At 72.6% G+C, this 21,746-nt stretch carries 19 protein-coding genes; 11 read left to right on the forward strand and 8 right to left on the reverse strand.

Annotated features, from left to right (window positions below; genetic code table 11):
* Positions 1 to 4 precede the first annotated feature (4 nt).
* Positions 5 to 1,243 (forward strand): DUF1266 domain-containing protein, encoded by a 1,239-nt coding sequence (locus ACFPCY_RS41545; RefSeq protein ID WP_378265128.1) that lies wholly within the window; start codon positions 5 to 7, stop codon positions 1,241 to 1,243.
* A gap of 40 nt (positions 1,244 to 1,283) precedes the next feature.
* Here ACFPCY_RS41545 and add read toward each other — a convergent pair whose 3' ends face one another.
* Entirely contained in the window at positions 1,284 to 2,315 is a 1,032-nt protein-coding gene (add, locus tag ACFPCY_RS41550) for an adenosine deaminase (protein WP_378265130.1), read from the reverse strand.
* 81 nt (positions 2,316 to 2,396) lie between these two features.
* On the opposite strand from add, the gene ACFPCY_RS41555 reads away from it, so the two are divergent.
* Positions 2,397 to 3,362, forward strand: a complete 966-nt coding sequence (locus tag ACFPCY_RS41555; RefSeq protein ID WP_378265219.1) for a helix-turn-helix transcriptional regulator — start codon at positions 2,397 to 2,399, stop codon at positions 3,360 to 3,362.
* A 15-nt stretch (positions 3,363 to 3,377) separates the two neighbouring features.
* Here the strand turns inward: ACFPCY_RS41555 and ACFPCY_RS41560 are convergent, their stop codons facing one another.
* Together ACFPCY_RS41560 and ACFPCY_RS41565 are read right to left on the reverse strand one after the other, a co-directional pair.
* Positions 3,378 to 4,394 (reverse strand): SDR family oxidoreductase, encoded by a 1,017-nt coding sequence (locus ACFPCY_RS41560; RefSeq protein WP_378265132.1) that lies wholly within the window; start codon positions 4,392 to 4,394, stop codon positions 3,378 to 3,380.
* Positions 4,395 to 4,429: 35 nt separating this feature from the next.
* Positions 4,430 to 6,589, reverse strand: a complete 2,160-nt coding sequence (locus ACFPCY_RS41565) for an anthranilate synthase component I (RefSeq protein ID WP_378265134.1) — start codon at positions 6,587 to 6,589, stop codon at positions 4,430 to 4,432.
* A 342-nt stretch (positions 6,590 to 6,931) separates the two neighbouring features.
* Between ACFPCY_RS41565 and ACFPCY_RS41570 the strand changes: the two genes are divergently transcribed.
* From ACFPCY_RS41570 to mctP, 4 genes are all read left to right on the forward strand, one after another.
* Positions 6,932 to 7,519, forward strand: a complete 588-nt coding sequence (locus ACFPCY_RS41570; protein WP_378265136.1) for a VOC family protein — start codon at positions 6,932 to 6,934, stop codon at positions 7,517 to 7,519.
* Positions 7,520 to 7,602: 83 nt separating this feature from the next.
* Positions 7,603 to 8,250, forward strand: a complete 648-nt coding sequence (locus ACFPCY_RS41575; RefSeq protein ID WP_378265138.1) for a carboxymuconolactone decarboxylase family protein — start codon at positions 7,603 to 7,605, stop codon at positions 8,248 to 8,250.
* Positions 8,251 to 8,447: 197 nt separating this feature from the next.
* Entirely contained in the window at positions 8,448 to 8,729 is a 282-nt protein-coding gene (locus ACFPCY_RS41580) for a DUF3311 domain-containing protein (protein WP_378265140.1), read from the forward strand.
* 8 nt (positions 8,730 to 8,737) lie between these two features.
* On the forward strand, positions 8,738 to 10,333 hold the full coding sequence (gene mctP / locus ACFPCY_RS41585) for a monocarboxylate uptake permease MctP (protein WP_378265142.1): 1,596 nt from the start codon (positions 8,738 to 8,740) through the stop codon (positions 10,331 to 10,333).
* 149 nt (positions 10,334 to 10,482) lie between these two features.
* On the opposite strand, the gene ACFPCY_RS41590 is transcribed toward mctP, so the two are convergent.
* Entirely contained in the window at positions 10,483 to 10,827 is a 345-nt protein-coding gene (locus tag ACFPCY_RS41590) for a DUF6285 domain-containing protein (RefSeq protein ID WP_378265144.1), read from the reverse strand.
* Positions 10,828 to 10,876: 49 nt separating this feature from the next.
* On the opposite strand from ACFPCY_RS41590, the gene ACFPCY_RS41595 reads away from it, so the two are divergent.
* From ACFPCY_RS41595 to ACFPCY_RS41610, 4 genes are all read left to right on the forward strand, one after another.
* Complete coding sequence (locus ACFPCY_RS41595) at positions 10,877 to 12,067, forward strand: acyl-CoA dehydrogenase family protein (RefSeq protein ID WP_378265147.1); 1,191 nt, start codon at positions 10,877 to 10,879, stop codon at positions 12,065 to 12,067.
* Between the two features lie 164 nt (positions 12,068 to 12,231).
* Complete coding sequence (locus tag ACFPCY_RS41600) at positions 12,232 to 15,048, forward strand: family 20 glycosylhydrolase (protein WP_378265149.1); 2,817 nt, start codon at positions 12,232 to 12,234, stop codon at positions 15,046 to 15,048.
* 168 nt (positions 15,049 to 15,216) lie between these two features.
* Positions 15,217 to 15,714 carry a hypothetical protein gene (locus ACFPCY_RS41605; protein WP_378265151.1) on the forward strand — a complete coding sequence of 166 codons (498 nt, stop codon included), beginning with the start codon at positions 15,217 to 15,219 and terminating at the stop codon, positions 15,712 to 15,714.
* A 19-nt stretch (positions 15,715 to 15,733) separates the two neighbouring features.
* On the forward strand, positions 15,734 to 16,345 hold the full coding sequence (locus ACFPCY_RS41610; protein WP_378265153.1) for a class F sortase: 612 nt from the start codon (positions 15,734 to 15,736) through the stop codon (positions 16,343 to 16,345).
* Here the strand turns inward: ACFPCY_RS41610 and ACFPCY_RS41615 are convergent.
* Positions 16,311 to 17,333 carry a phosphotransferase family protein gene (locus ACFPCY_RS41615; RefSeq protein ID WP_378265155.1) on the reverse strand — a complete coding sequence of 341 codons (1,023 nt, stop codon included), beginning with the start codon at positions 17,331 to 17,333 and terminating at the stop codon, positions 16,311 to 16,313. The two genes, ACFPCY_RS41610 and ACFPCY_RS41615, sit on opposite strands and share 35 nt — an antisense overlap.
* A gap of 78 nt (positions 17,334 to 17,411) precedes the next feature.
* Positions 17,412 to 18,062, reverse strand: coding sequence for a TetR family transcriptional regulator (locus tag ACFPCY_RS41620; RefSeq protein WP_378265157.1), 651 nt, complete (start codon positions 18,060 to 18,062; stop codon positions 17,412 to 17,414).
* A gap of 177 nt (positions 18,063 to 18,239) precedes the next feature.
* On the opposite strand from ACFPCY_RS41620, the gene ACFPCY_RS41625 reads away from it, so the two are divergent.
* Positions 18,240 to 18,752 (forward strand): acyl-CoA thioesterase, encoded by a 513-nt coding sequence (locus ACFPCY_RS41625; RefSeq protein ID WP_378265159.1) that lies wholly within the window; start codon positions 18,240 to 18,242, stop codon positions 18,750 to 18,752.
* Positions 18,753 to 18,846: 94 nt separating this feature from the next.
* Here the strand turns inward: ACFPCY_RS41625 and ACFPCY_RS41630 are convergent, their stop codons facing one another.
* A complete protein-coding gene (locus ACFPCY_RS41630; RefSeq protein ID WP_378265161.1) occupies positions 18,847 to 20,076 on the reverse strand; it encodes an acyl-CoA dehydrogenase family protein in 1,230 nt (409 codons plus the stop codon).
* Between the two features lie 151 nt (positions 20,077 to 20,227).
* Entirely contained in the window at positions 20,228 to 21,664 is a 1,437-nt protein-coding gene (locus ACFPCY_RS41635; RefSeq protein ID WP_378265163.1) for a helix-turn-helix domain-containing protein, read from the reverse strand.
* Between the last annotated feature and the right edge of the window lie 82 nt (positions 21,665 to 21,746).

A 21,746-nucleotide genomic window follows, 5' to 3' on the forward strand; every position in this document is an offset into this window, starting at 1 on the left:
CGCCATGATCGACCCACGGGCGTTGCTGGAGCGGGCGCGGCGGTACGACCGGACGGGTCGCACTGACGAGGCGGCCGCCGCCTACGCGGAGGCGGCCGCGGTGCTGGAGGAGCGGCGGGAGCTGCCGGCGGCGGTGCTGGCGCGGGCGCGGCAGGCGCACGCGCTGGCGGTGCAGGGCCGGACGGACCGGGCGCTGGAGATCCTCGCGGCGGCCGAGCACGCGGCGGCGTCGCTGCCGCCGGGCCCGGCGGGCGCGGAGCTGGCCGCGGTCGCGGCCGAGGTGCTGGCGGAGGCGGGCCTGACCGGCGAGGCGGCCCGCCGGGCGTGGGCGGCGATGGCGGCCTACCAGGCGGCCGGGGACACGGTGCGGGCGGAGCGGGCGGCGGTCCGCGCGGGACGGCTGATCCTGCGGGACGCGGGCCGGGGCGCGGCGGGCCCGCTGCGCGATCTGCTGGCGCGGCTCGTCCACGGCGGGGACGCGTACCGGCGCGTGGCGGAGATGCTGTCGGAGGCCGAGCGGCGTCCGGACCGGGACCACGACGTGCTGATCACCGATCCGGAGGCGCCGGCGTGGGGCAAGCTCGCGCACGCGCTGGCGGTGGGCGCGCACCTGGCGGTCGGCAACGGCGTCCCGTGGAACACCCTCGCCGACCCGGACGGCCCGGAGCACAACCGGAAGCTGCTGGCCCGCGACTGGGACGTCACCGACCCGAAGAGCTGGCGGGAGCAGATCGACCGGCTGCTGGACGCCGAGAACAGCGACCCGGCGATCCAGGTGGTCCTCGACTGCCGCCGGCCGGACGCCGGGGCCTGGACGCGGGAGATCCGCCGCTGGTGCGGCGAGCGGGACATCTCGGCCAAGACGGTCGCGCAGCTGGAGGAGCTGGCGGACCAGGTGCGGCGCTACGAGGACCGGTTCCGCGCGGACGGCCTGCTGCGCCCGCACGGCCACGTGACCAGCGTGTACGGGTACGACTTCGGCCGGGCGGTGAACATGGCCCGGTGGGGGCTCAACGCCGGGTACTGCGACGGGGAGGCGGCGCAGGACTGCTCGCTGACCGCCGGGTACCGCGCGTACCGCACCTACGACTCCTGGGAGGAGTTCTCCGCCGGGTACGTCCTGGGCCGGATGCTGCGGTTCGACGACGGCGAGTTCGGCGAGTGGTACCTGCGCTCGCTGGAGGGGCACCGCATCCTGACGACCGACCCGGCGAGCCCGTGGCGGCGGATGGCCTGGGGCTGATCCGCCGCCGGTCCCGCGCTCGGCGCCTCCGCCCTCGCCGTCAGGGCGCGGTGACGGTGTCGATCTCGTCCAGGATCGCCTTCCGGTCGGCCGCGTCCAGGCAGGACGCGGTGACCGCGTTGCGGGCGAGCCCGGCCAGGTCGTCCACGCCGAGGCCGAACACGTCCGCGGCGACGCGGTACTCGCCCGTGAGCGTGGTGTCGAACATGGGCGGGTCGTCGCTGTTCAGCGTGACGAACAGGCCCTCCTCCAGCAGCCGGGGCAGCGGGTGAGAAGCGAGGTCGGGGACCTGCCCGGTGCGGACGTTCGACGTCGGGCAGACCTCCAGGGGGATCTGCCGGTCGCGCAGGACGGCGACGAGCTCGGGGTCGGCGAGGCAGTTGATGCCGTGGCCGATGCGCTCGGCGCCGTAGTGGTCCAGGCACTCCCAGATGGTCTCCGGGCCGGTCATCTCGCCGCCGTGCGGCAGGCTGCGCAGCCCGGCGGCGCGGGCGGCGGCGAACGCGTCGCGGAAGGCGTCGCGGTGCGCGGGCCGGACCTCCTCCATGCCGCCGATGCCGAACCCGACCAGCGCCTCCGGCGGGTGCCGGACGGCGTGCTCGAGCGTGCCGCGCGCGGCGTCCGCGCCGAACTCGGCGGGGATGTCGAAGATGTAGGCCAGCCGGACGCCGTGCTCGGCGCGGGCGCGGCGGGCGGCGTCGTCCAGCGCCTCGGTGACCGCGGGCATCGGCATGCCGACGCGCTGGTGGCTGTAGGGCGTGACGGTCAGCTCGAAGTACCGGACGTTCTGGGCGGCGAGGTCGCGGGCCGCGCCGAGCACTAGGGTCGCCACGTCCTCGGGGGTGCGGACGAGGTCGGAGACCGCGAGGTACACGCGGGCGAAGTCGGCGAAGTTCCGGAAGGTGTAGAACGCGTCCAGCTCGGCCTCGCCGGTGGGGACGCCGCCGTCCGGGTGGCGGTTCGACAGCTCCAGGACGGTCGGCACCGACGCCGAGCCGACGAGGTGGACGTGCAGCTCCACCTTCGGCAGCGCGTCGATGAACGCGTGCACGGGGGTGTTCTCGGTCAGCATGCGGGCGACCGTAACAGCGCCCCGACCTCCCGGTATACCGCGATGCGCGGTATCTGCCACGAACTTGTCAGAATGGGTGCTGTGCGCGCGTCCCGGCTGATCTCCCTCGTCCTGCTGCTCCAGTCGCGCGGCGAGATGACCGCCGCGGAGCTGGCGGAGGAGCTGGAGGTGTCGGAGCGGACGGTCTACCGGGACGTGGAGGCGCTGTCGGCCGCCGGGGTGCCGGTGTACGCCGACCGCGGGCCGGGCGGCGGGTACCGGCTGCTCGGCGGCTACCGGACGCGGCTGACCGGCCTGACCCGCGAGGAGGCCGAGGCGCTGTTCCTGGCGGGACTGCGCGGCCCGGCCGGGGACATGGGCCTCGCGGACGCGGTCGCCACCGCCGAGCTGAAGGTCCGCGCGGCGCTGCCGTCGGTGCTCCGCGACGCGCCGCTGCGCGCGGGGCAGCGCTTCCACCTGGACGCGCCCGGCTGGTTCGGCGACGCGACGCCGCCGGCCCCGCTGCGCGATCTCGCCCGCGCCGTCTGGACGGACGAGCGCGTCGAGATCCGGTACCGGCGGCGCGACGAGGAGGTCGCCCGGACGGTCGAGCCGTACGGGCTGGTGCTGAAGAACGGCGGCTGGTACCTGGTCGCGCGGATCGGGCGCGGCCACCGCACCTACCGGGTGGACCGGATCACCGAGGTCGCCCCGACGGGCGGGCACTTCGTCCGGGACGAGGCGTTCGACCTGGCGGAGTTCTGGCGGGAGAGCACGGCGGCGTTCCTGCGCGGGATGCTCCGGGACGAGGTGACCGTCCGGCTCAGCCCGGCCGGGCTCCGTTCGCTGAGGTTCCATCTCGACACCCACGCCGTCGAGCGCGCGCAGGAGGCGGCGCGGCGGCCGGACGCGGACGGCTGGGTCACGGCCGTCCTGCCCGTGGAGTCCCTGGACGTCGCGTTCACGCAGCTCCTCGGGCTCGGTCCCGAGGTCGAGGTGCTGGAACCGGCCGGGCTGCGCGCCCGGATGGCCGAGGCCGCCGAGCGCGCGGCGAAGCTCTACCGGTAGCCCGATCTACCGGTACTACCGGTAGTCCTCCGGGACGTCCGGCTTGTCGCCCTGCACGACCTCGCGGATGTATCGCCAGACGTCGGGCCGGCTGCCGTCCACGTCGGTGAAGCCGTACTCCCTGGCGAGGAAGCCGCTGTCCATGGACCGGCCGTTCCAGCGCGCCCGGTCCCGGTCGGCGGCGATGGCCGCGACGGCGCGTCCGACCAGCGCGGGGGTCTCGGACACCGCGAAGGCCGGCTGGATCTTCGCCCCCTCGCGCCAGTTCTCCTCGGTGACGCCGAAGCGCTCCAGCATCGCCTCGGACCGGAGGAAGCCGGGCGTCACCGCCACGGCCGTGCCGCCGAACGGCTCGATCTCGTGCGCCTGGGCCGTGGTGAGCCGCAGCACCGACCACTTCGCCAGGTCGAAGAACACCCCGCACTCCGCGCGGTAGGCGGCGTTGAAGTCGGCCGTGCCGTCGGTGATCTCCACGACCAGGCCGCCGGGGTTCCGGTTGAGCAGCGGCAGCGCGAAATGGCTGGTGATCAGGTGGGTGTGGACCGCGAGCCGCAGCAGGCGCAGCCCGTCGTCGAGGTCCAGCTCCCACATCCGCTTGCCGAACTCGAAGAGGTGGTCGCTCCCCCACACGTCGTTGACCAGGACGTCCAGGCGTCCCCGCTCGGCGTCGATCCGCTGCACGAGCGCCTCGACCTGCGCGGGGACGAGATGGTCCACCTTCACCGGGACGCCCTCGCCGCCCGCCGCGGTGACGCGCTCGGCGGTCTCCTCGATCGTCTCCGGACGGTCCATCTCGGACCGTCCGGCGCGGGTCGTGCGGCCCGTCACGTAGACGGTCGCGCCCGCCGCGCCGAGCTCGGTCGCGATGCCGCGGCCCGCGCCGCGCGTCCCGCCCGCGACCAGCGCGACCTTCCCGGCCAACGCCGCTTCGGGCTTCCCCGCCGACTTCTCTTCCAGCTCCCCCGCCAACGTCCCTTCGGGCTTCCGCGCCCGCTCTTCTCCAGGCTTTCCTGCCGGCGTGTTCGTCGTCATGCGTCCACGCTGGCAGGAAAGGCTGACAGCCTCCGTCAGGAATTCCGGGCCAGCCGCAGGGCGTTGGCGACGACGCGGTGCCCGGCGCGGCCGTGCGCGGTCAGGATCGACTCGGGATGGAACTGGACGGCCCACCGCCGGCGCGCCGGGTCCTCGACGGCCATCACCACGTCCCCGAGCCGCGCGGTCACCTGGAAGCCCTTCACCCGCTCGGGGGTGGCGTGCAGGGAGTGGTAGCGGGCGGCGGTGAACTCGCCCGGCAGCCCGGCGAACAGCTCGCCGCCGGTCACCTCCACGCGTCCGGGCTTGCCGTGCGCGGGCTCGGGCAGCAGCGCCAGCTCGCCGCCCGCGTGCTCGACCATCGCCTGGAGCCCGAGGCACACGCCGAAGGCGGGCAGGCGGCGCGCGTCCAGCTCGTCCAGCAGCGCCGAGGTCGCGAAGTCGGCCGGACGGCCCGGACCGGGCGACAGCACCACCAGGTCGGGGGCGTGCTCGTCCAGCAGCCGCACCGGGAAGCCGTGCCGCAGCGTCACGACGTCCGCGCCCTGCTGCCGGAAGTAGTCGGCGAGGGTGTTGACGAAGGAGTCCTCGTGGTCGACGAGCAGCACCTTCATGCCGTCGCCCGCGCGGTCGGGCTCGTCGGCCTCGTCGGCGAACGCCTGCCCGCTCGCCTCGGACGTGGCGAGGGCGCGCAGCAGCGCGCTCGCCTTCAGGTGCGTCTCGCGCTCCTCCTCGTCCGGGTCGGAGTCGTACAGCAGCGTCGCGCCCGCCCGGACGGTCGCGACGCCGTCGCGGATCTGCGCGGTGCGCAGCGTCAGGCCGGTGTTCATCGACCCGTCGAACCCGACGAAGCCGACCGCGCCGCCGTACCAGCGGCGTGGCGAGTCCTCGTGGTCCTCGATGAACTGCATCGCCCACGCCTTGGGCGCGCCGGTGACGGTCACCGCCCACATGTGGGTGAGGAAGGCGTCCAGCGCGTCGAAACCGGGACGCAGCCGCCCCTCGATGTGGTCCACGGTGTGGATCAGCCGCGAGTACAGCTCGATCTGGCGGCGGCCGAGGACGCGGACGCTGCCCGGCACGCAGATCCGCGACTTGTCGTTGCGGTCCACGTCGGTGCACATCGTCAGTTCCGACTCGTCCTTGGCGGACGCGAGGATCGTGCGGATCTGCTCGGCGTCCTCCAGGGGGTCCTCGCCGCGCCGGATCGTCCCGGCGATCGGGCAGGTCTCGATCCGGTCGCCGCTCACCCGGACGAACATCTCCGGGGACGCGCCGACCAGGAACTCGCCGTCCCCGAGGTTGAACATGAACTCGTAGGGCGCGGGGTTGGTCTCGCGCAGCCGCTCGAAGAACGCCGCCGGGTTCGTGCAGCGCCCGTGCATCGCGTGCCCGGGCGTGACCTCGAACAGGTCGCCGCGGACGAACTTCTCCTTCGCCTCCCGCACCATCTGCGCGTAGACGCCGGGGACGGGCTGCGGCGGCAGCTCCGCCGCCTCGCGGACCGGCGTCGGCGCGGTCTCGCGCGCCAGGCCGTCGGTGGACGCGCCGTCCACGGTGAACTCGTAGGACAGCCGGTGGGACGTCTCGCGCTTGCGGTCGACGACGACCATCTCGTCCGCCAGGTGCAGCACGAGGTCGCGCTGGTCGTCCGGGCGGGTGAGGCGGGTGCGCAGCGGCTCGAACTGGAGCGACAGGTCGTAGCCGAACGCGCCGTACAGGCCAAGGTGCGGGTCGTCGCAGCGGAACAGGTCGACCACCGCGCGCAGGGCGGTGAAGACGGTCGGCTGGCGGCTGCGCTGCTCCTCGGTGAAGAACTCGTCGCTCGGCGGGACGAACACCTCGGCCAGGTCGCCGGTGCGGGTCCGCGTCTCGCCCGTGCCCGCGAGGGCGGACGCGACGGCGGGCAGCAGCACCCGGCCGCGCTCGTTGAGGGCCCGCGCGGCGACCGTCCGGCCGCGCGCGACGAGCTCCAGGCACGGATCGACGTAGGCCATGTGCCAGCGGCTGTAGCGGCCCGGATACTCCATCCCGGAACTGAGCACGCCGCCGCGCCGCTCGCCCACGGCGGCGACGAGCGCGTTGAGCACGGCGGACTTGCGCTCCGGGTCGACCGGGGTGGCCAGGCGGCGCACCCGGACTCCCCCGGCGGTCACGAACTCGCTGGTCAGCGGCTTCTGCTGGACGGTCTCCACCGCGGTGGCCCCTCGTCTGTTGAGGCCCTGCGCCGACGAACGCGAAAGGCGACCGCCGGTGCGGGCGATCGCCTGGTCGTCGAACGTGCGAATACCGGCGCCGCCTCAGCGGCGCCACCACCACTGGCGGCGGGTTCCGGTTCGCATGGGCCGAGCGTACCGGCTCGCGGACCGAACCCGCCACGCCGCGCCGGAAACACTCCGGAAACCGCCTCCCCGGATCTTCGGCGGGGACGGCCCGCGGCACTGCGGATCATGCGCCGAACGGGGTTCTGCACGGCCGACATTCCTGACAAGATGGACGCAAGGGTTCACTTACCGAGACTGTGGCGGGAGGATGCCATGACCTCCACCGGGACCGGCGGGGACCGCGCCGGGCGCGCCAACTCCGAGTTCGAGCTGCGCGGCGTCAACCACCTGGCCCTGGTGTGCCGGGACATGAAGCGGACGGTCGACTTCTACCAGGGCGTCCTCGGCATGCCGCTGATCAAGACGATCGAGCTGCCGATGGGCTGGGGCCAGCACTTCTTCTTCGACTGCGGGGGCGGCAACGCGCTGGCGTTCTTCTGGTTCCCGGACGCCCCCGAACCGGTGCCCGGCGTGTCCGCCCCGAAGGACCTGCCGGATCGGGGCGAGCTGCTCTCGGCGGTCGGCTCGATGAACCACATCGCCTTCGACGTCCCGCCGGAGAAGATCGAGGAATACCGCGACAAGCTGATCGCCAAGGGCGTCGACGTCGGCGTCCTGCTGAACCACGACGACAGCGAGTTCGGCGTCGCGCGGGACGTGCACGACGGCGTGTTCGTCCGCTCGATCTACTTCAAGGACCCCGACGGCGTCCTGATCGAGTTCGCCTGCTGGCTGCGGGAGCTCGACCGTCCCGAGGACGTCCGGCACGAGCCGAGGACCGCCGCCGACCGGACCGTCTGACCGCCGGGTACCGTCTGACCGCCGCGCGTCCCGCCTGACCGCCGCGTCCCGCCGGAACGCCCCGTCCCGCGAAGGAGCCCCCGATGCCCCGACTCCGCCAGGTTCCCCGCGCCGAGCTGGAGGAGCGCGGCGACAGGCTCGCCCTCTTCTTCTACGACCGGCTGTTCGGCGAGGGCCGCGACCCGGCGGACGGCCGGGGCACCGCCACCGGGTCGCCCGGCGACTGGTGGACGACGTTCGCGCTGGACCACGCGATCTTCAAGCACTGCGTCAAGGGCTTCCAGGTCTACCGGGAGGTCGGGCTCGACCCGGTGCTGCGCGAGCTCGGCCAGACGCGGGCCGGGTGGGCGCGCGGCAGCCAGTTCGTGTTCTCGCAGCACTGCAAGCAGATGCGCGCGCTCGGCGTGCCGGACGAGAAGGTGCGCGCGGTCGCGCACTGGGAGGTGTCCGACCGGTTCGACGAGCTGGAGCGCGCCGTCCTGGCCTACGCCGACGCGCTCGTGCTCAACGGCGGGCGCGTCCACGACGAGGTGTTCGCGACGCTGAAGAAGCACCTGCCGGACGAGCAGATCCTCGAGCTCACCTACGTCACCTGCCTGTACGAGATGCACGCGACGATGGCCCGGGCGCTGCGCCTGGAGTTCGACGACCGGGACGATCCGGTCGTCGAGGTGCCCGCGCCGGAGGGCTACGGGACCCGCGACATCGCCGACGACATCACGGGCGACTGACCCACCGGGCCACTGGTTCCTCCTTGACCAGGCGTTTCACATGTTGGAACGCTCCATGCAGTCGTGCCGCGTCCGAGACCCCACCGTGATCGAGAAAGCACTAGGCTTCCCGGCACCCGTCCCAGGTCAGGGGCTGTCTCACCATGTGGACGGCTCCCTGGGCCGCTAAGCGACACGTGCACGAGGAGGACCCCCTTTTGGCTCCGCAGGAACCGCCCCCCGACTCCTCGGAGGCTCCGTCCTCCGTCTCCCCCGACGCGGCGCCCACCCGGCGGCGCTCGGACCACCACCCCGTCAACTGGCTGCTCGTCGTCCCCGTGGTCGTGCCCCTGCTGACCATGCTGTTCAACCACGACGGGCCCCGGCTCGGCGGGTTCCCCGCGTTCTACTGGATGCAGTTCGCCTTCATCCCGCTCGGCGTCGTCTGCACGACGGTCGTCTACCAGACCACCAAGCGCCGGAAGGGGGATGACCGGTGAAGGACCACATGACCGAGTTCGTGGTGTTCGCCGCGCTGTTCGTGCTGGTCAGCGGCATGGGCTTCGTGGCGGCCCGGTGGCGCCGGCCGCAGACCATGGACAGCCTGGACGAGTGGGGCCTCGGCGGCCGCTCGTTCGGCAGCTGGATCACCTGGTTCCTGATCGGCGGCGACCTCTACACCGCCTACACCTTCGTCGCCGTCCCGGCGCTGGTGTTCGGCGCGGGCGCGGCCGGGTTCTACGCCGTCCCGTACACGATCGTCGTGTACCCGCTGGTGTTCCTGGTGCTGATCAGGCTCTGGTCGGTGTCGCACCGGCACGGCTTCGTCACCCCGGCCGACTTCGTCCGGGCCCGGTTCGGCTCGCCGAGCCTCGCGGCGGTCATCGCGATCACCGGCATCGTCGCGACGATGCCCTACATCGCGCTGCAGCTCGTCGGCATCGAGTCGGTGCTGAAGGCGATGGGCGTGAACGGGCACTGGCCGATCCTGATCGCGTTCGCGATCCTGGCCGCCTACACCTACCAGTCGGGGCTGCGCGCGCCCGCGCTGATCGCCTTCGTCAAGGACGCGCTGATCTACATCGTGATCATCGTGGCGGTGCTGTACATCCCGTCCAAGGTCGGCGGCTGGGGGCACATCTTCGACACGGCGCAGGCCAAGTTCGCCAAGACGCCCGCGCCGAGCGACGGCGTCCTGCTGGACGGCACCAACCAGCTGAACTACGCGATGCTCGCGCTCGGCTCGGCGCTGGCGCTGTTCCTGTACCCGCACAGCGTCACCGGCGTCCTGGCCAGCAAGAACCGCGACGTCATCAAGCGGAACATGTCGGCGCTGCCCGCCTACAGCTTCGTGCTCGGGCTGATCGCGCTGCTCGGCTACATGGCGATCGCGGCGGGCGTGAAGCCGCTGTCCACCGGCGGCAAGCCGGACACCAACACGGTCGTCCCGGTGCTGTTCGACAAGATGTTCCCGGACTGGTTCGCGGGCGTCGCCTACGCGGCGATCGGCATCGGCGCGCTCGTCCCGGCGGCGATCATGTCGATCGCGGCGGCGAACCTGTTCACCCGCAACATCTACAAGGAGTTCTGGCGCAAGGACGCGACCGACAAGGAGGAGGCGGTCGTCTCCAAGCTGGTGTCGCTGATCGTCAAGGTCGGCGCGGTCGTCTGCATCCTCGCGCTGGACCCGGAGTTCTCCATCGACCTCCAGCTCATCGGCGGCGTCATCATCCTGCAGACGCTCCCCTCGGTGGGCCTCGGCCTGGTGACCAGCTGGTTCCACCGGGGCGGGCTGATCGCCGGCTGGATCGCGGGCATGGTGGCCGGACTGTGGATGCTGTACGAGATCCCGAACGCCGCCAAGGGCAAGGCGCACTTCGGCGGCTCGGCCTACAAGCTCAGCGACCTCGGCCTCGACACCAAGATGACGGTGTACGTCGGCATCCTGGCGCTGGCGGTGAACCTGGTCGTGGCGGTCGCGGCGTCCCTGGTCCTCAAGGCCGCCGGCCTGAAGGACGGCGAGGACGTCACCACCCCGGACGACTACACCGCCGACGAGGGCGACCCGAAGGTGCGCGAGCTGGAACTCTCCTCCAGCACGTGATCCAGTGCCGTCGTGAACTCCACGCCGACGTGAACTCCACGCCGACGTGAACTCCACGCCGTCGTGAAGCCCGCGGCGGCGTGAGTCCGGCCCGGCCCCTCGCTCCCGGGGGGCCGGGCCGTCGCGCGTTCCGGGCCGGGCGCCGGGCGCTACTCCTGGGTGTAGCCGGGGTTGGCGACGGCCAGCTTGTCGCGGACCATCTCGGTCAGCGCGTCCCTGAGCTCGGCGTGGCGGTCGTCCAGGTCGCCGTCGCGGATGGCGGCGGCGAGCGCGGCGTCGTCCTCGTAGCCGAGGTCCCGCAGCCGGGCGCGGTGCCGCTCGGCGTGGCCGGGGCCGAGTTCCAGCTCCCGCTCGACGATGCCGAGCGTGTTGATGGCGACGAGCGCGTGGAAGCGGGTGCGTCCGTCCAGGCCGGCGAGCACGTCGCGCTCCAGGAACTCGCGGACGGCCGCGACGAGTTCGCCGGGTCCCGGAACATCGTGCGGTGCGGGCATCGCGCGTCCTCCTCCACTGGGACAGAATGCGATTCTAGGAGGTGGTCGGATGAGCTTCGAGGTTCCGGCGTCGGTGCGTCCCGTCCGCGACGCGGTGCACGCGTTCATGACCGAGCGGGTGGAGCCCGCCGAGCCGGTGCTGCGGCGCGGTGGTGAGGAGGCCCGCGGGACGCTGGCGCGGTTGCAGCGGGAGGCGAAGGCCGAGGGCCTGTGGGCGCTCGGCCATCCGAAGGAGCTGGGCGGCGGCGGGCTGCCGTTCCTGGACTACGTGTACGTCAACGAGGTGCAGGGACGCAGCGAGTACGGGCAGATCGCGCTCGGCACGTTCACGCTCCAGGACTCGCTGATGCTGCACGAGCACGCCAGCGAGGCGCAGCGCGAGCGCTTCCTCAAGCCGCTGGTGCGGGCCGAGATCTACCCGAGCTTCGCGATGACCGAGCCGGGCGTGTCCAGCTCGGACCCGACGCAGATCACCACCACCGCGACGCTGGAGGGCGACGAGTGGGTGATCCGCGGCCGCAAGTGGTTCACGACGTTCGCCGACCGCGCCGCGTACACGACCGTGATGTGCCGCACCGAGCCGGACGCGCCGCCGCACCGCGCGTTCAGCATGATCCTCGTCCCGACGGACACGCCGGGTTACACGATCGTCCGCGACACGCCCGTCCTCGGCCTGGACGGCGGGCACTGCGAGGTGCTGTACGACGAGGTCCGGGTGCCGCGCGAGAACCTGCTCGGCGAGCGCGGGCACGGCTTCGTCATCGCGCAGGAGCGGCTCGGCCCGGGGCGGATCTTCCACTGCATGCGCTTCCTCGGCCAGGCGCAGCGCGCCTTCGACCTGATGTGCGAGCGGCTGAACTCCCGCACCGCGTTCGGCGGCCCGCTGGCCGAGAAGCAGCTCATGCAGCAGCACGTGTTCGACTCCTACGCCGAGATCCAGTCGGCGCGGCTGCTGACCCTGCACGCCGCGCACCGCATCGACCGGGGCGACCAGGCGCGGGTCGAGATCGGCGTGGTCAAGGTCGTCGCGGCCCGGATGCTGAACGCCGTGATCGACCGCGCCATCCAGGTGCACGGCGCGCAGGGCCTCACCCCCGACACCCCGCTGGACGGGATGTACCGGCACGCCCGCGCGGGCCGCATCTTCGACGGCCCGGACGAGGTGCACGTCACCACCACCGCCCGCCGGCTCCTGCGCGCGTACGCCGAGGGCGACGGCTGGGAGTTCGCGCTGCGCTGAGCACGAGAAAGGGCGACGGACGCCGGGAAGGAAGGCGATCGGGGTCAACCCGGCCGGCGTGTCCGGATGCGGCCGGGGCGCGGGGCCTGCGGGTTTCCGGATGGCCGGATCAGGCGCGCGGAGATCGTCAAGACTCGGCAAATAAACAGGTTACTTTCCTGTCCATGCCGCAGCCTGCATTGAGAAGACCGCCCCGGACGGCGGTGCTCGTCCCGGTCGCCGCGTTGACGGCCGCCGGGGCGGCGGTGCTCGGGCCCGCGCCCGCGTCCGCCGCCTGCGCCCCGGACCCGCGCGCCCTGCAGATGACGTTCCAGCCGGTCGACCACACGGTCACCGACGCCGTCTACTTCCGTGCCCGCCTCACCCTGGACGACCGCGACCGCCGGTGCGGGCTCGGGTCGTCCGGGTGGGCGATGTACTTCACCTCCGTCCGGCAGCCCGCGGCCGTGCTGACCGGGACGGCCGGCGACATCGGCCGCAAGCAGCTCGCCGACCAGGGACTGAGCGTCGCGCGCGCCGACCGGGCGCAGAGCGGCGACTTCTACGTCCTGCGCCCCACCTCGGCGTTCAAGCCGGTGAAGCCCGGCGAGCGCCGCCAGATCGACTTCAACATGGAGCTGTGGGCGCTCCAGAAGACCGACGCCCCGGCCGGATGGAGCATCTCCTACGGCGGCGGCACGCCGCACTGGCTGCCCGCCAAGGCGCTGCAGGACCCGACCGACCCGAAGCAGACCAAGGCGTTCAGCGGTGACAACCGTCCGGTCCAGGACGCCGCCCGCCGCTACGCCGACAACACCGAGACGAAGGTCTCGCTGACGCTGAAGCAGAGCATCCTGCCGCAGCCGCTGTCGGCGACCGCGACCGGCGGGACGGCCGCCGTCGGCGGCGGATCGGACGTCCGCGCGCCGGGGAACCTGCGCGGCGAGGCCGACTACCTGCGGTCGGCGCTGCGCGACCTGACCCGCGCCAAGGGCGCCCCGATCACGCTCGCCACGGACCCGAAGCTGGACGTCGACCACGACGGCAAGCCCGACGCCGAGGGCTACACGCTGACCACCGGGGCGTCCGGCGTGCGGATCGTCGGCGCGGACGCCGCCGGAGTGCTGCACGGCATCCAGACGCTGCGCCAGCTCGTCCCCGCGAAGTCCTACCGGGACGCCGCCGCCGGACACGGCGGAGGCGCGGTGCGCGTGCCCGGCGCGACGATCGCCGACGCGCCGCTGTTCTCCTACCGCGGCCTCGACATCGACGTGGCCCGCCACTTCGAGAGCGCGCAGACGATCAAGAAGTTCCTCGATCTGATGTCGTTCACGAAGCTGAACAAGCTGCACCTGCACCTCACCGACGACGAGGGCTGGCGGCTCCAGATCCCCGGGCTGCCCGAGCTGACCGGGTTCGGCGCGCACCGCGCGTTCGACCCGGACGAGACCAGGGCGCTGCACGAGGGCATGGGCTCGGTGAACGACCTCGGCGGCGGTGACGGCATCGCCGGGAAGGCCCGGAACCAGACGCAGGCGAACCTCGGCCGTCCGCCCGCGTACCAGGGGTTCGAGCCGGACGTCCTGAACTTCGTCGGCAAGGGCAGCGGCTACTACACGGTGTCCGACTTCCAGAGCATCCTGAAGTACGCCAACGCCCGGCACATCGACGTCATCCCCGAGTTCGACTTCCCCGCGCACGCGCGCGCGGCCGTCCAGTCGATGGAGCGCCGCTACCGGGCCACCGGTGACGCGACGTACCGGATGCTCGACCCGAACGACACGTCCAAGCACGTCAGCGTGCAGGGCTACACCGACAACATGGCGAACCCGTGCCTGCCCGGCACCTACCGGTTCCTCACCAAGGTCGTCGGCGAGCTCAAGAAGATGTACGCCGGCGCCGGCGCCCCGCTCAACCGGATCAGCCTCGGCGGGGACGAGCCGCCCGGCGCGCCCGACACCTGGTGGTCCGGCTCGCCCGCGTGCAAGAGCAACCCCGAGACCGCCGGCAAGGACGGCGACACGCTGAAGAACCTGTTCTTCACCAAGTGGAACGACATCGCGCACACGGCCGCGCCGCAGACCTCCGGCTGGGAGGACATCAGCGACCCGACCAAGAGCTTCCGGCTCAAGGGCTTCGCGCCGCTGCCCTGGCAGAACGTGTGGGGCTGGGGCCACGAGGACTGGGCCTACCGGTTCGCGAACGAGGGGACGCCGGTCATCCTCGCGCACGCGACGAACCTCTACATGGACCTCGCCTACAACAAGGACCCGAACGAGCCGGGCTACTACTGGGCCGAGTACGTGGACGAGAGGTCGACGTTCACCTACCAGCCGTTCGACGTGTACGCCAACGCGACCGAGGACCGCTGGGGCAACCCGATCACGCCCAGCCCGTCCTGGACGAGGCTCACCCCCGAGGGCCGCAAGAACATCCTCGGCATGGAGGCGCAGCTGTTCGGCGAGAACGGCATGACCCCGCAGATCCGCGAGTACCAGGCCTTCCCGAAGCTGCTCGGCGCGGCCGAGCGGGCGTGGAACCGGGAGACCCCGGCGCCCGCGCAGATGCCCGCCGCCTGGAACGTGTTCACCAACACGCTCGGGCAGGTCACCTTCCCGCTGCTGTCGGCGTACCGTCCGGTCGGGCTGCCCGGCGTCGGCGTGAACTACCGGATCCCGCTGCCCGGCGGGAAGATCGACGGCGGGACGCTCAGCGCGAACGTCCGCGACCCCGGTCTGGCGATCGAGTACTCCACCGACGGCGTCCGGTGGCGGCCCTACTCCGGGCCGGTGAAGGTCGGCGCGTCCGCCCTCACCCGCACCCGCGCGGTGGACGGACGCACCAGCCGCATCTCGCCGGTGGGCGTGCCGAACTGGCAGCCGGGCGGCTCCTACCAGCAGGGCGCGCTGGTCAACTACCAGGGTGAGCTGTTCCGGGCGCTCCGGCCGAGCAGCGGCCGGGCGCCGGACGTCTCCCCCACCTTCTGGCGGCTGATCCAGTAGCCGCCCCGAGCCCGGGGCAAGGGCGGGTGCCCCGGCCGGTCATGCCGGCCGGGGCACTCGGTAAAGAGTTCGTCCATCCCCCCTTGATCCCCTTCCCGCCGGGAAGACCCGACGTGAGCGGAGAATCACTCCGTGTCATCGCCTGTCTCGGGGGGTACCGTGCGCATCGTGTCCGCGCGCAACGCCGTCGCCTGTTCCGCCGTGTCCGCCGGCTGCGTCCTGCTCGCGGGCGGCCCGGCCCTGGCCGACGACCTGGACGTGTCACCGAACGTCGTCCGGCCGGGCCAGTCGGTGACGGTGTCCGGCGGCTGCCGGACCAGCGACCGGTACGTCACGCTGTCGGGCGCGGTGCACGGCAAGGGCGTGGTGAACGACGGCTGGTTCAGCGTGTCGGCCCGGCCGTCCCCGGCCAGGGCGGGCCGCTACACGATCACCGCCAAGTGCATCACGTCCAACTACTCCCAGGACGGCTCGTTCGAGATCGGCAAAGGGCAGCGGAAGCCGGACGCGACCGGCCGCCCGCACGGCGGCGCGATGACCGGCGGCGGCGGGACGCAGGGCCCCGACGTGCCGTGGACGGGCCTCGGCCTGACGCTGCTCGGCGGCGCGGCGGGGATCGGCGGGGTCGCCCTGCTGCGGAACCGCGCCGCGCGGGGCCGGGTCTGACCCGTCCGGCGGACGCCGCATGGCCAACCGCGGATACCTCGTCGCCGGAGGGCTGGCCGTCCTCGGGGCGGTGGCGCTCGGGCGGGGCGTCCACCTGCCGGGCGAGGCCGCGCACTACCGCGACCTCGGCGGCCCGCGCGCGCTGTGGAGCATCCCTGACGGCACCGACCTGCCCGCCGCGGCCCCCGAGCGGATCGAGATCCCGGACGCGGACGTCCGCGCGTCGGTGATGCCCGTCGGCCAGAACGAGGACGGCACGGTCGAGGTGCCGCCGTTCCGCGTCGCCGAACGCGTCGGCTGGTACCGGGGCGGGCCCGCGCCGGGCACGCGCGGCTCGTCGGTGCTGCTGGGCCACTACGACGACCGGGAGGGGCCCGCCGTCTTCTACAGGCTGCACAAGGTGAGGCCGGGCGCGATCGTGAAGGTCGCCCGCTCCGACGGCACGACCGCCCTGTTCAGCGTGGACGCCGTCGAGCAGGTTCCGAAGTGGGACTTCCCGCGCGGGCGGGTGTACGGGAACGTCCGTTATGCCGGGCTTCGGCTCATCACCTGCGGCGGCTCGTACAACCGCGTGGAGCACTCCTACCGGGACAACCTCATCGTCTACGCCCACCTGACCGGCTCCCGCTGACGTCCGCCCGCGGAGGCCGGCCGGGGATCATGCGCAGCAGGTCCCACTCGTTCTCGGCGACGCGGCGGCCGAGCGCGGCCAGCTCGACCGAGCGCTCCGCGCCCGCGCGGTGCCGGCCGGCCTGCATGACGCAGATGATCCCCCAGCGGGCCGTGCCGAACATCTCCCACCAGCGCAGCGCGTCCCGGTCCACCGGCCCGCCGCCGGCGCGTTCGTAGCCGGACACGAGGTCGTCGTAGCCGCCGAACCCGCCGACCGGCTCGGGCTCGCCGAACCGCCACGCCTTCGCGCACAGCCAGCCGAGGTCCTCCAGCGGGTCGCCGAGATGGGCCAGCTCCCAGTCGAGGACGGCGCGCACGCCGTCCGGGCCGATGATCAGGTTGCCGTTGCGGAAGTCGCCGTGCACGACGACCGGCGACCGCGCCGCCGGACGGTTCCGGTCGAGCCAGCGCAGCGCGAACTCCAGCGCCGGATACGGCTCCGGCGCCGCGGCGAGGACGGCCCGCCACGCGTCGAGCTGGTCGCCGCCGTCCAGGCCGGGGACCTCCCCGGCCGGGATCCGGTGCACGGCCGCGAGGATCTCCCCGCAGCGGGCGGCGAGCCGGGGCCGGACGCCGGCGAGCGCCGGGTCGCGCAGGATCCGGCGCGGGATCGTCTCGCCCGCGATCCGCTCCATCACGACGAACTCGACGCCGAGCGGGCCGTCCGCGTCGCCCGCCGCGATCACCTCGGGGCCGGGCACCCCGGCCCGCGACGCCGCCCGGATCAGCGCGGCCTCCCGCGTCAGCGGACCGCTCGCGGACGCGCCGGGCGTGCCCAGCCGCAGGATCAGCGGCACCGCCGCGCCGTCCGCGGCGACGGCCTCGAAGGCGCAGGTCACGCGGGACGCGCCGCCGCCTCCCCGGCGCAGCCCGCGCACCCGCGTGCCGGGCCCGAACCGCTCCGACAGCACCTCGCCCAGCGGACCGGCCAGCCGATCAAGGTCCATGCCGCCATCCTGGCAGCCCGTCCGGGCGGAGCAAGGTGACGCACGCCACACCGGCGTTCCTCGCCGCGGTGGCCCTGGTCAGGCGCCGGACGGGCCGGGGACGCGCCCGCCCGCCGCGGCGGGCAGCCCGCCGAGGACGATGTCGGCGAGGCTGTCCACGACGGCCTCGCGGGGCACCTCGGCCATGTGGTCGAGCCACCAGTCGCCCGCGGTCTGCACCATGCCGATGACCGCGTGCGCCCACACGTGGGCGCGGACCGGGTCGTCCACCTCGACCTCGGCGGCCATCACCTCGGCGAGGGCCCGCCCCAGCTCGCGGATCATCGTGCTCATCGCGCTGTGCGTCGCGGCGTCCTCGGCGCTCGCCCGGTGCATCAGGAACCGGTAGAGGTTCAGGTTCGCCGACACCAGCGCCAGGTAGGTGTCGATGGTGCCGCGGGCGCGGTCGCGCACCGGGACGGGCCGGGAGAACTCCGCGCGCACGCCCTCGATCAGCTTGCGCGCGTGCCGCTCGGCGAGCGCCTGGTACAGCCCGCTCTTGTCGCCGAAGTGGCGGTACAGGATGGGTTTGCTGATGCCCGCCTCGGCGGCGATGGCCGCCATCGACGCCTCCGGGCCCTCCCGCTGGATCACCCTGTCGGCGGCCTCCAGCAGCGCGCGGCGGCGGTCGGGATCGCGGCCCGCCCCCCGTCCCGCCGTGCTCCCGGCCGTCCCGTTCACGCTGGTCATCGTGCGATCACCCTAGGGCACCGGGGCCGTCCGCGGTGGCCGCGCGGGCCGGGCGCGGATACCCGGCACCGCGACACACGAAACATTGAGTCATCAACTCCTTGCTCTGCGTGCACGACGGGCCGTAGTTTCGTGGTGATCCCTCCACCGTCTGCCGAATCGCGAGGTGAACGAACCATGCCGGGGGAACCGTCCAGCGTCAGCGTGCTCCAGCGCGTCGAACTGTGCGACACCGACGTCACCGGCCACTACCACCACTCGACGGTGATCCGGTGGGTCGAGTCGGCCGAGCAGACGCTGCTGCACCGGCTCGGCCTGGACCACCTGCCCGTCATGCCGAGGGTCAACTACACCGCCAGCTACCGCCGCAGGCTGTGGCGCCACGAGGTCGTGGAGACGCAGCTGCGGGTGGCGCGGCTGGGCCGCACCTCGCTCAGCTACGAGTTCGAGGTGCGCAGCGGCGGCCAGAGCCCGAACGTCGACGGCTCGCTCACCGTGGTCAAGGTCGCCCCCTTCACCGGCGAGCCGCTGGTGTGGGAGCGGGAGGAGCGCGACCTGCTGCTGCGCTCCGGCAGTCAGGAGGGCGACTTCCTGCGCCCGGACAGCCCGCGCGTCCCGGCGCAGGGCGACCCGAGCACGCTCCCGATGCCCCGGCCGTCCGGCGACGAGTGGGGCATCGGCTATGGCTGATCCCGCCCGTCGCGCGCGGCGGCGTCCCCGCATGACCGGTGCCGGGCCGGCGGGCCGGTGCTCCCGGACGGGAGCGCCGGCCCGCCGTCCTCCGCTAGCGGACGGGGAGGCCGGTGACCGTGCGGCCGATCACCAGGCGCTGGATCTCGCTGGTGCCCTCGAAGATCGTGAAGATCTTGCTGTCCCGGTGCATGCGCTCCACCGGGTACTCGCGGGTGTAGCCGTTGCCGCCGAGGATCTGGATGGCCTCCTCGGTGACGCGCACGGCGGCCTCCGAGGCCATGAGCTTGGCCATCGAGCCCTCGGCGCTGGTGAAGTCCTTGCCGTTGCGCGCCATCCACGCGGCCCGCCACACCATCAGCCGGGCGGCGTCGACCTGGCACTTCATGTCGGCCAGCTTGAACGCGATGGCCTGGAAGTCGCCGATCTTGCGGCCGAACTGCTCGCGCTCGGTGGCGTACTGCAGGGCGTAGTCGTAGGCGGCGCGGGCGACGCCGATGGCCATCGCGCCCACGGTGGGACGCGTGGTCTCGAACGTCTTCATCGCGGCCTGGCCCTTGGCGCTCTTGCCCTCGCGCACGCGCGCGATGCGGGCGTCGAACTTCTCCTTGCCGCCGACGATGAGGTTGCCGGGCACGCGCACGTTGTCGAGGATGACCTCGGCGGTGTGCGAGGCGCGGATGCCGTGCTTCTTGAACTTCTGCCCCTGCTTCAGGCCCGGCGTGTTCGGCGGGACGATGAAGCTGGCCTGGCCGCGGCTGCCGAGGTCGGGGTGGACCGAGGCGACGACCACGTGCACGTCGGCGATGCCGCCGTTGGTGGCCCAGGTCTTGGTGCCGTTCAGCACCCACTCGTCCTTGGCCTCGTCGTAGACGGCGCGGGCGCGGATCGAGCCGACGTCGGACCCGGCGTCCGGCTCGGAGGCGCAGAACGCGCCGAGCTTGACGTCGTCGGCCGTGCCGAACATCTGCGGGACCCACTCGGCGATCTGCTCGGGCGTGCCGGTCGCGGCGACGGACGCCGCGGCGAGACCGGTGCCGACGATCGACAGCGCGATGCCCGCGTCACCCCAGAACAGCTCCTCGAAGGCGACCGGGATGCCGAGGCCGGTCGGCTCCAGCCACTGGGTGGCGAAGAAGTCCAGCGAGTAGAGGCCGACCTTGGCCGCCTCCTGGATGATCGGCCAGGGGGTCTCCTCGCGCTCGTCCCACTCCTCGGCGGCGGGGCGGATGACGTCGCGGGCGAACTCGTGCACCCAGCTCTTGACCTCGGAGACGTCCTCGCTCAGTTCCAGCGAGAACGGCGTCGCCTCGGTGTCGGACATCGTTATTGACCCTTCCTCCAATATCACCTGTTACCAACGGTAGCACCATCTCGCGTTACCGCGGGTAACACGTGTCCCGGGTCACAGGTGAAACGCCCGTCCAGACCCTTGTACCAGGGCCTGGACGGGCGTTTCTGCTCGTCCGGGACGGCTATTGCTCGGCGTGCTTGTCAAGGAACGCGTACACGTCCGCCTCGTCCACGCCGGGGAAGGCGCCGGGCGGCAGCACCGACAGGACGTGCGAGTGCGCGCGGGCGGACGGCCAGGCCATGCCCTCCCAGCGCTCGGCCAGCTCGCGCGGCGGGCGCTGGCAGCAGTCGCCGTCCGGGCAGGCCGACTTCACCCGGTTGGTCGTCTCCCGGCCGCGGAACCAGCGCGAGTCCTCGAACTTCACGCCGAGGGTGATGGCGAAGTCGCGCTCGTGCGACGGGTCGATGTGCGAGAGGCACCAGTACGTCCCCTTGGGGGTGTCGGTGTACTGGTAGTAGACGGAGAACCGGTCCGCCGCGCCGAACACGTGCCGCCCGGCCCACTCGCGGCACATCCGCTGGCCCTCGATCGCGCCGTCCTCGTCCTGCGGGAAGACCAGGCCGTCGTTCGCGTACGCCTTGTAGATCGTGCCGTTCTCGTCGTTCTTGGTGAAGTGCAGCTGAAGGTCGAGGTGGTGCGTGGCCATGTTCGTGAACCGGTGCGCGGCCATCTCGTAGGACACCGAGAACACGTCGGCCAGGTCCTCCACCGACAGCTCGCGCGCTTGCTTGGCCTCGGTCAGGAACGGCACCACCGCCCGCTCGGGGATCAGGATCGCCGCGCCGAAGTAGTTCGCCTCGACCCGCTGCCGCAGGAAGTCGGCGAAGTCGCGGGGCTGGTCGTGGTCCAGCGCGATGTGCCCGAGGGTCTGGAGCAGGATCGTGCGCGGCGTGTGCATGCCGAGCTGCTCGCGCTCCAGGTAGATGCGCCGGTTCCGCAGGTCGGTGATGGACCGCACCGAGCGCGGCAGGTCGCGGACGTACTGGAGGCTGAAGCCGAAGTGCCCGACCAGGCCCATCAGCATCCCCTGGGAGACCGCGCCGCTGCGGTAGCCGACCGCGTCCAGCGTCTGGGCGGCGACCCGCTCGATCTCGCCGAAGTAGTTGCCGCGCTCGTGCATCTGGCGGCGCAGCTCGGCGTTGGCCTTGCGCGCCTCCTCCGGGCTCGCGGTCGGCTTGGTGTGGGAGCGCCGCAGCTCCCCGTACAGCGCGAGGATGTGCTCGATGACCTCGTTCGGCATCCGCTTGCCGACCTTCAGGTGCGGCAGGCCGAGCGACCGGTAGACCGGGTCGCGCTGCGCCTCCTCCAGCGCGATCTCCAGCTGCGCGCGCCGGGACGGCGGCTGGCGGCGCAGCAGCTCCTCGACCGGCACCTCCAGCGCGTTCGCGAGGGCCTGGAGCAGCGACAGCTTCGGCTCGCGCCGGCCGTTCTCCAGCAGCGAGAGCTGGGACGGCGCGCGGCCGACCCGGTCGCCGAGGTCGGCGAGCGTCATGCCGCGGCCGCGCCGCAGGTGGCGGAGCCGCTGCCCGAAGGTGACGAGATCTACGTCACTCGTCAAGTTAAGGGGTTCTTCTGGCCGCAAGGTCGTCACGGCTTGATGATACCGAAAAATCCGCAGAAGTTTCGTTACTCGCCAGTTC

This window comes from Actinomadura gamaensis (genome assembly GCF_042652125.1).
Taxonomy (GTDB): Bacteria; Actinomycetota; Actinomycetes; order Streptosporangiales; family Streptosporangiaceae; genus Spirillospora; species Spirillospora gamaensis.